The sequence below is a fragment of the Bradyrhizobium erythrophlei genome (assembly GCF_042430365.1).
GTDB lineage: Bacteria > Pseudomonadota > Alphaproteobacteria > Rhizobiales > Xanthobacteraceae > Bradyrhizobium > Bradyrhizobium erythrophlei.
Genome location: NZ_JBHMET010000153.1, coordinates 1 through 8,081 on the forward strand (window position 1 = coordinate 1; position 8,081 = coordinate 8,081).

General features: G+C 65.9%; 7 protein-coding genes. 5 read left to right on the forward strand and 2 right to left on the reverse strand.

Features of this window, described 5'->3' with window-relative positions; translation table 11 throughout:
* Window positions 1-270 precede the first annotated feature (270 nt).
* A complete protein-coding gene (locus ACFFWD_RS23345) occupies window positions 271-1,440 on the reverse strand; it encodes a saccharopine dehydrogenase family protein (protein ID WP_376968943.1) in 1,170 nt (389 codons plus the stop codon).
* 327 nt (window positions 1,441-1,767) lie between these two features.
* On the opposite strand from ACFFWD_RS23345, the gene ACFFWD_RS23350 reads away from it, so the two are divergent.
* Both ACFFWD_RS23350 and ACFFWD_RS23355 read left to right on the forward strand, forming a co-directional pair.
* The gene (locus tag ACFFWD_RS23350; RefSeq protein WP_376968945.1) at window positions 1,768-2,253 is read left to right on the forward strand and encodes an adenosine-specific kinase; all 486 of its coding nucleotides are present in this window, start codon (window positions 1,768-1,770) and stop codon (window positions 2,251-2,253) included.
* An 87-nt stretch (window positions 2,254-2,340) separates the two neighbouring features.
* A complete protein-coding gene (locus ACFFWD_RS23355) occupies window positions 2,341-3,666 on the forward strand; it encodes an adenylate/guanylate cyclase domain-containing protein (RefSeq protein WP_376968947.1) in 1,326 nt (441 codons plus the stop codon).
* Between the two features lie 105 nt (window positions 3,667-3,771).
* On the opposite strand, the gene ACFFWD_RS23360 is transcribed toward ACFFWD_RS23355, so the two are convergent.
* Entirely contained in the window at window positions 3,772-4,287 is a 516-nt protein-coding gene (locus ACFFWD_RS23360) for a MarR family winged helix-turn-helix transcriptional regulator (RefSeq protein WP_376968949.1), read from the reverse strand.
* Window positions 4,288-4,467: 180 nt separating this feature from the next.
* On the opposite strand from ACFFWD_RS23360, the gene ACFFWD_RS23365 reads away from it, so the two are divergent.
* The 3 genes from ACFFWD_RS23365 to ACFFWD_RS23375 are packed head-to-tail and all read left to right on the forward strand — an operon-like array spanning window position 4,468 to window position 8,011.
* Window positions 4,468-5,508 (forward strand): branched-chain amino acid ABC transporter permease, encoded by a 1,041-nt coding sequence (locus ACFFWD_RS23365; RefSeq protein ID WP_376968951.1) that lies wholly within the window; start codon window positions 4,468-4,470, stop codon window positions 5,506-5,508.
* 5 nt (window positions 5,509-5,513) lie between these two features.
* Window positions 5,514-7,283, forward strand: a complete 1,770-nt coding sequence (locus ACFFWD_RS23370; protein WP_376968953.1) for a branched-chain amino acid ABC transporter ATP-binding protein/permease — start codon at window positions 5,514-5,516, stop codon at window positions 7,281-7,283.
* The gene (locus ACFFWD_RS23375) at window positions 7,280-8,011 is read left to right on the forward strand and encodes an ABC transporter ATP-binding protein (RefSeq protein ID WP_376968955.1); all 732 of its coding nucleotides are present in this window, start codon (window positions 7,280-7,282) and stop codon (window positions 8,009-8,011) included. Before ACFFWD_RS23370 ends, ACFFWD_RS23375 begins: the two co-directional genes overlap by 4 nt.
* The last annotated feature ends 70 nt before the right edge of the window (window positions 8,012-8,081 follow it).

The following is an 8,081-nucleotide window of genomic DNA, read 5'->3' on the forward strand; positions in this document are numbered from 1 at the left end:
CAAGACCGTATCTGCCGGATCGACGAAAACCTCTTGCACCGCACGGCCGGACCATACATGCGGGTCATTTTCGACTGAGCCAGCCAATCCTGCCTACCATTTGACGTCCGCTTTGACCCGGAAGCAACCTGATTGCTGCGCGGCAGCGAAATGACGCTACGGGCTAGAAGCGGCCATTGAATCGGATTTGAGGCTTGCGCTCGCTGAGCCGCGCCTTCGTTGGCTACGATTCGCGCAATCCTGTTCGGCACTGCAGTTTTCCGCGCGATCTCAACGCGCGCTGAAGGTGAGGCCGGCGCGCGCCTTCAGGCGCTCGCGCAGGGCCGGCCCCATCAGCGCGCCCGGCGTCCAGATGCCGCCCTCGCCCTGCACGTCGCGCACGAGGCAGAGCCCGCTCTCGGCGATCATCTTGCTGGTCGAGCCGTAGCCCGGATCGCGGTCGCCGGTGACGACCGCCTCGACCCGTCCGCCATCCGGCACCTCGCCCAAGAACAGGATGTCGTAGAGGCCCCTCTCGCGCGCTTCCCGGGTCGGGCCTGCGCCGCGTTTGAGGCCGCCGCTGCCGAGCAAGGACATCACCGTGGCGAACGTCTCCGTCGTCACGCTGGCGATATCGCCAAATCCCGGCGCGACCATCATCTCTTCGTAAACGAAGTCCCTGCCGTAGGGATGACCCAGCAGGAAGTTCGTGCGGTGCACGTTCTTGGTGTTGATCGGCGCCATCGGGAACGGCACGAGCCACGCATGCATGCCCGGGTCGTATTCGGGAACGAGACCCGTCGGCTGGGACGGCCCGGTGAACCCCGGCGTCAATGCGAAGGGATCGGCCAGCAGCCGGATCAGGGCCGGATCGCGCGCAGCCGCGGCCAATGTCGCCCCGGCGCTCGCCGCGGTGCCGCCGGACATGCCGCCTTTGACCTTGCGCAGGCGGGCTTTGACCCGCCGCGCCGGGCGTCCGAATTTCTCGCGCGCCTTTTCCTGCAAGGTAAGCACGCCGAGATCGAACGGGATGGAATCGAAGCCGCAGGAGAAGACGATGCGCGCGCCGGTCCGTTTCGCCTCGTCGTGATGGGCGTCGATCATCCGCCGCATCCAGGCCGGCTCGCCGCACAGATCAACATAGGCCGTGCCGGTGGCCGCGCAGGCCGCCACGAGCTCGGGACCGTGGAGCTGATAGGGCCCGACCGCCGTGATGACCACGGCCGCGCGCTCGCACATCGAACGCAGGCTGGCCGGCTCGGTGGCATCCGCCTTCACCAATGGCAGATCGTCCGGTGCGCCGATGTCGGCACGCAGCTTCTGCAGCTTGTCGGTCGAGCGTCCCGCAATCGCCCAGGACGGCGCTTCGTCGCCGCGATAGGATGTTGCCAGATATTCGGCGATCAGACGGCCGGTGTAACCGGTCGCGCCATAGACGATGAGGTCGAAGTCCCGCTTCACGACGTTGACCCTCCTCGAGCCCCGGCAGCGCTCTCTTCAGATCCGTGTGCAATCGCTCTGTGCGCTTCGCGACCACGCTGGCGAGGGGCCATGCAATTTCGGGCGCACCCCATCGCGCTTGACGGAGGATACCACAGTTCCCGCCTTTTGGGCGCACAACCTCCCGGCGATTTCCGGTCTACCCTCGAGGGCCGTCGTGAGGACGTACGCTGGGTCTCGTCGGCACGCGCCGGAAGCAGCTGATAAAATCAAGCGCCTGTCGCCGCTTGCAAACGCCCTCCGACGGCCTACCATGGACTGGGGAGCTCACCGTGCAGGAGCGAAGCCATGGAACTCACCGTGGTTCCCATCGTCAAGCCGGACGAGACCAACTTCATCTTCGGTCAGTCGCATTTCATCAAGACCGTGGAAGACCTCCACGAGGCGCTGGTGGGTGCGGTCCCGCGCATCCGCTTCGGGCTGGCCTTCTGCGAGGCCTCCGGCAAGCGGCTGGTGCGTTGCTCGGGCAATGACGATGCCTCGCTCGTCCTCGCTCGCGACAACGCATTGGCCATCGGTGCCGGTCACACCTTCCTGATCTTCCTGGGCGACGGGTTCTTTCCCGTCAACGTGCTGGCGGCGGTGCGCGCGGTGCCGGAGGTCTGCCGCATCTATTGCGCGACGGCCAATGCCACGCAGGTGATCGTCGCGCAGACCGAGCTCGGCCGCGGCGTGCTCGGCGTGGTGGATGGCGCCTCGCCGCTGGGCGTCGAAACCGACGCCGACGTCGCGTGGCGGAAGGACCTGCTGCGAAACATCGGCTACAAGCTTTAGTAGCTGGATGAAGTGACGACATACGTGCCTGAGGATGAAGGCGTGCGCGCCGCCGTCAGGCCAGCGCAGTTGCTCAGGGGCCAAGAGATGAACCTGGCGGAAACCCACTACGCCAAGAGCGGCGATGTGCACATCGCCTATCAGGTCACGGGGAGCGGACCGTTCGATCTGATCTATGTGCCGGGCTTCATCTCCAATCTTGAGCTGAGCTGGGAGAATCCGATCTTGGCGCGCTTCTTCACCCGGCTGGCGTCCTTCTCCCGCCTCATCCGCTTCGATAAGCGAGATACCGGGCTATCCGATCGCGTGACCGACAGCCCTAACCTCGAACAGCGCATGGACGACGTGCGCGCGGTAATGGATGCCGCGGGCTCGCAGCGCGCGGCGCTGTTCGGCATATCGGAAGGCGGGCCGATGTGCCTTCTGTTCGCAGCCACCTACCCTGAACGGGTCCGCGCCCTTGTCCTCTATGGCAGCTTTGCGCGCCATCCGGCCCTGGTCGACAAGACCGTCCTCGCGCGCAGCCTCGACCTTGTCGAGCGCCTGTGGGGCACCGGCGAATTCACCGCTCGCCTTTTTGCGCCATCCACCGCTGAGGACGAGGCGGCCGTCCGTGCCTACGCGCGCTTCGAGCGGCAATCGGCCAGTCCGTCGGCGATGGCCGCCGTGCTGCGGATGAACAGTGAAATCGATACCCGCCATATCCTGGCGTCGATTCAGGCGCCGACGCTCGTCCTGCATCGGATCGGCGACACGCGCATGCCCATAGCCGCCGGGCGAGAAATCGCAAGCCACATTCCCGACGCGAAGCTGACAATCCTTCCCGGAAGCGATCATCTGTTCATGACCGATCCGGAACTCGCGGATCGGATTGCCGGCGAAGCGGAAGAGTTCCTGACGGGCGCGCGGCACGAGATCGAAACTGATCGCGTACTCGCGACCGTGATGTTCACCGATATCGTCGAATCGACCTGGCGCGCCGCGGAGCTCGGCGACCGGAAGTGGCGCGCGCTGGTCGACAGCCACGACGACATCGTGCGCGAGCAACTCGCCCGCTACCGCGGCCGCGAGGTCAAGAATCTGGGCGACGGTTTCCTCGCGACCTTCGACGGACCGGCGCGTGGCGTGCGTTGTGCGGCCGCTATCGCCGAATCCGTGCATACGCTCGGCATCGACGTGCGCGCGGGGCTGCATACCGGCGAGATCGAGCTGAAGGGGGACGACATAGGTGGCATCGCCGTAAATATCGCGGCTCGCGTCGCCACCATGGCAGGGGCAGGACAAACCATGGTCTCGAGCACGGTGCGCGATCTCGTAGCGGGCTCCGGGTTACGCTTCGAGGATCGCGGCCTCCATCACCTGAAGGGTCTACCCGAGAAAATGCAACTCTACGCCGCGCTCGGCTCCGGCTAAGCCAAATAGGCGGTGCACTCGCAAATCGGAGCGCTCACGAGATTCCGGGTTCGCCGCTTCGCGCCGACCGAGTGGCTGACAATGACGGCAGAGTCGCCGCCGCCCTCAAAACTCCTGCGCAAGCTTCGCCAGCATCTCCAGCAGCGCCGCGTGGTTCGCGGGCCCCAGCACCTCGATCAGCCGCGCCTCGTGCTTGTTGGCGACGAGCTTCTTGGCGCGCGCCAGCACGGCGCGGCCCTTGTCGGTGAGGACGAGGATATGCGAGCGGCGGTCGTTGGTGGAACGCATCCGCGCGCAAAGGTCGCGGCTCTCCAGCCCATCGAGCATGGCGACGAAATTCGGCCTGAGGATGCCGAGCGTGTTGGCGATCTCGGTCTGGTTCCGGCCGGGGTTCTTATCGAGCAAGAGCAGCACCGAGAACTGCGCCGGCGTCAGCTGCAACGGCGCGACGCAGCGCAGAAAATCCTCGAACACCTTGAGCTGCGCGCGTTTCAGCGAATAGCCGAGCAGTCCCGACAGTTCGCCCAGTTGCAGCATGCTGTCATCGTCGGCGGGATCGATCAGATCCTTGCGCAGGGCGCGGGACGGCCTGACGGCATCGGCGGTCTTGGAAACAGTCATCGCTCGCGGCTCGCAATCCCGGTACAAAGATCCCGCGCGGCGCCCACGGGGTCTTGAGATTATATTCGATAATTGTTATCCACTATATCAAATATCGGCACCTTTCAACAGCCGATATCGGTCGGCCCGGCCCCTCCACTTGGCTGCGGCGGCCGGACGCTTAAGGGGGAGCGCTCGGTCTTGAACACGACGATCTTGCTGTTTCTGCTGCAGGACGGCATCACCAACGGCGCGATCTATGCGCTGCTCGGGCTGGCGCTCGTGCTGGTGTTTGCGGTCACGCGGGTAATCCTGATCCCGCAGGGCGAATTCGTCACCTATGGCGCGCTGAGCTACGCGATGCTGGCGACCGGGCAGGTGCCCGGCACGGTGCGGCTTGCGGTGGCGATGGGTATCGTCGCCTTCGGCCTCGACCTGTTCTTTGCACGCAAGGCGCTGCATGCGCGGCTCGTCATGCGCTCGGTCGCGCTCAACATCGTCTTCCCTGTCGTGCTGCTCGCCGTCACCTATGCGGTTGCCGGGCCGAAGACGCCGATCGCGGTGAACATTGCGCTTGCGCTCCTGATCGTCGCGGCGATCGGGCTGTTCCTCTATCGCATCGCGTTCCAGCCGATCGCGCACACGTCGGTGCTGGTGCTCCTGATCGCGTCCGTCGGCTGCCACCTCGCGCTGCAAGGCCTTGGCCTCGTGTTCTTCGGCGCCGAGGGCCTGCGGGGCCCTGCGCTGTCGAGCGCCGCGGTGACCGCGGGTCCGCTGCGCTTCACCGGCCAGAGCCTTGCGGTCTACGGGCTCACCGTCGCCTTCATTGTCGGGCTGTGGCTGTTCTTCGGCACCACCAAGACCGGCAAAGCGCTGCGCGCCACCGCCGTCAATCGCCTCGGCGCCCGCCTCGTCGGCATCCGCACCACGCTGTCGGGCCAGATCGCATTCCTGCTCGCCGCCGTGATCGGCGCGATCTCCGGCATCCTGATCGTGCCGATCACGACGCTCTATTACGACACCGGCTTCCTGATCGGGCTGAAGGGCTTCATCGCCGCGATCATCGGCGGCCTCGTCAGCTATCCGCTGACTGCCGTCGCCGCCATCCTGGTCGGCATCGTCGAGGCGTTCTCCTCGTTCTATGCCAGCAACTTCAAGGAAGTCATCGTGTTCACGCTGATCCTCCCCGTGCTGGTGCTGCGCTCGCTCGCGGCACCCGCGGTCGAAGAAGAGAAGGATTGAGCGCGATGACGCAGCGGCTTCCTCTCATCACCTTCGCCGCCGTGATGGCGGTGATCCCGCTGATCCCGGGCATTCCGCCGTTCTGGATCGTGCTCTTGGACAATATCGGCCTCGCCGCGCTGGTCGCGATGGGGCTGGTGCTGCTCACCGGCGTCGGCGGCCTCACCTCGTTTGGCCAGGCCGCGTTCTGCGGCTTCGGCGCCTACACGACCGCGGTGCTGACCACGGCCTATGGCTTCTCGCCGTGGCTGACGCTGCCGGCCTCGCTCGTGGTCAGCGGCATCGCCGCGGTGCTGCTCGGCATCGTCACGGTGCGGCTCTCCGGCCATTATCTGCCGCTCGGTACCATCGCCTGGGGCATCGGGCTGTTCTATCTGTTCAGCAAGCTCGAATTCCTCGGCCGCAATGACGGTATCTCCGGCATTCCGCCGCTTGCGATCGGCTCCTTCAAGATGCTGAGCCCCGACGCGATCTATTATGCGATCTGGATCGCGGTGCTGCTCGCGGCAATCCTCACCATGAACCTGCTGGACTCCCGCACCGGCCGCGCCATCCGCGCGCTGCGCCGCGGCCATATCGCCGCCGAGGCCTTCGGCGTGCAGACGCCGCGCGCCAAGCTTCTGGTGTTCATCTATGCCGCCGTGCTCGCCGGTCTCTCCGGTTGGCTCTATGCGCATTTCCAGCGCGCCGCCAACCCGACGCCGTTCGGGGCGCAGGCCGGCATCGAATATCTGTTCATCGCCGTCGTCGGCGGCGCCGGCTACGTGTGGGGCGCGGTGCTCGGCGCCGGCATCGTCGTGATCCTGAAGGAGGTGCTACAAAGCTACCTGCCCTACATCTTCGGCGGCCAGAGCCAGCTCGAGACCATCGTGTTCGGCATCCTGCTGGTGCTGTTGCTGCAGCTCGCACCATCCGGCGTCTGGCCGTGGCTGATGTCGCGGCTGCCGGTCAAGCCGGCCCGCAAGACGCCCGACACCGCGCTGAAGCTTGCGAAGCGCGAACGGGCGCCCGGCACCTCCAGCGTGCTGCTGCACATCGAGAAGGCGCGAAAGCAGTTCGGCGGCGTGATCGCGGTCAACGACGTCTCCTTTGACGTCAACGCCCGCGAGGTCGTCGCGCTGATCGGCCCGAACGGCGCCGGCAAGAGCACGACGTTCAACCTGATCACCGGTGTTCTCACTGCGACCAGCGGCAAGATCTTCGTGCAGGGCAAGGAGGTCGAGAACGCGCCGCCCCAGGACGTGGTCAAGCTCGGCGTTTCCAGAACGTTCCAGCACGTCAAGCTGGTGCCCGACATGACCGTGCTGGAGAACGTCGCGATCGGCGCGCATCTGCGCGGGCACGCGGGGGCGATCTCCAGCATGCTGCGGTTCGACCGCGCCGATGAGGCGAAGCTGCTGGCGGAGGCGGCGCGCCAGATCGAGCGCGTCGGCCTGTCGGACCAGATCGACCAGCTCGCGGGCTCGCTGTCGCTCGGCCAGCAGCGCATCGTCGAGATCGCACGCGCGCTCTGCGTCGATCCGATGCTGCTTTTGCTCGACGAGCCGGCCGCCGGCCTGCGTCACATGGAGAAGCAGCGGCTCGCCGCCCTGCTGCGGCAGCTTCGCGACGGCGGCATGTCGGTGCTCTTGGTCGAGCACGACATGGGCTTCGTGATGGATCTCGCCGACCGCATCGTGGTGCTCGATTTCGGCACCAAGATTGCGGAAGGCACGCCGGCCGCGATCAAGACCAACCCCGACGTGATCAAGGCCTATCTCGGAGCCGCCGCATGAGTGCGCTGCTGAAGGTCACCGATGTCCACATCGCCTACGGCAAGGTCGAGGCCGTGCGCGGCGTCTCGCTCGATGTCGCCGAGAACGAGATCGTCACCATCATCGGCGCCAACGGCGCCGGCAAGACCACGCTGCTCAATGCCATCATGGGCATCCTGCCGCTGAGGGGACGCACCATCTTTGCCGGCGCCGACATGGCGACATCTGATATCGAGGACCGCGTCGCGACCGGCCTGAGCCTGGTGCCGGAGCATCGCGAATTGTTCGGCACCATGAATGTCGAGGACAATCTGCAGCTCGGCGCCTTCCGGATTCCGAAGGCGACCGCCGCGGCCTCGCTCGAGAAGGTCTACGCACTGTTTCCGCGCCTGAAGGAGCGGCGCAAGCAGCTCGCCGGCACGCTGTCCGGCGGCGAGCAGCAGATGCTCGCGATGGGCCGCGCGCTGATGGGCGCGCCGAAGCTGTTGATGCTGGACGAGCCGAGCCTTGGCCTCGCCCCGATCATCGTCGCCGACATCTTCCGCACCGTCAGCGAACTCCGCGCCGCCGGCGTCTCGGTCCTCCTGGTCGAGCAGAACGCGCAAGCGGCGCTGCAGATCGCCGACCGCGCCTATGTGATGGAGCTCGGCGAGTTCGTGCTGTCAGGCTCGGCTGGAGAGATCGCCTCCAACAAGCGCGTCGCCGCGAGCTATCTCGGCTTCCAGCACGAGGGCGAGAGCGCGATTTAGGGCGCCACGATGTAGATACCATGAGGCGGTGAGCATGTCCTTTCCGATAGGTTTGGGTTTCCAACACTCG

Coding starts and splice junctions, on each gene's coding strand:
- ACFFWD_RS23355 (WP_376968947.1), top strand. CDS start 2,341: ATGAACCTGGCGGAAACCCACTACGCCAAGAGCGGCGATGTGCACATC.
- ACFFWD_RS23375 (WP_376968955.1), top strand. CDS start 7,280: ATGAGTGCGCTGCTGAAGGTCACCGATGTCCACATCGCCTACGGCAAG.
- ACFFWD_RS23350 (WP_376968945.1), top strand. CDS start 1,768: ATGGAACTCACCGTGGTTCCCATCGTCAAGCCGGACGAGACCAACTTC.
- ACFFWD_RS23370 (WP_376968953.1), top strand. CDS start 5,514: ATGACGCAGCGGCTTCCTCTCATCACCTTCGCCGCCGTGATGGCGGTG.
- ACFFWD_RS23360 (WP_376968949.1), bottom strand. CDS start 4,287: ATGACTGTTTCCAAGACCGCCGATGCCGTCAGGCCGTCCCGCGCCCTG.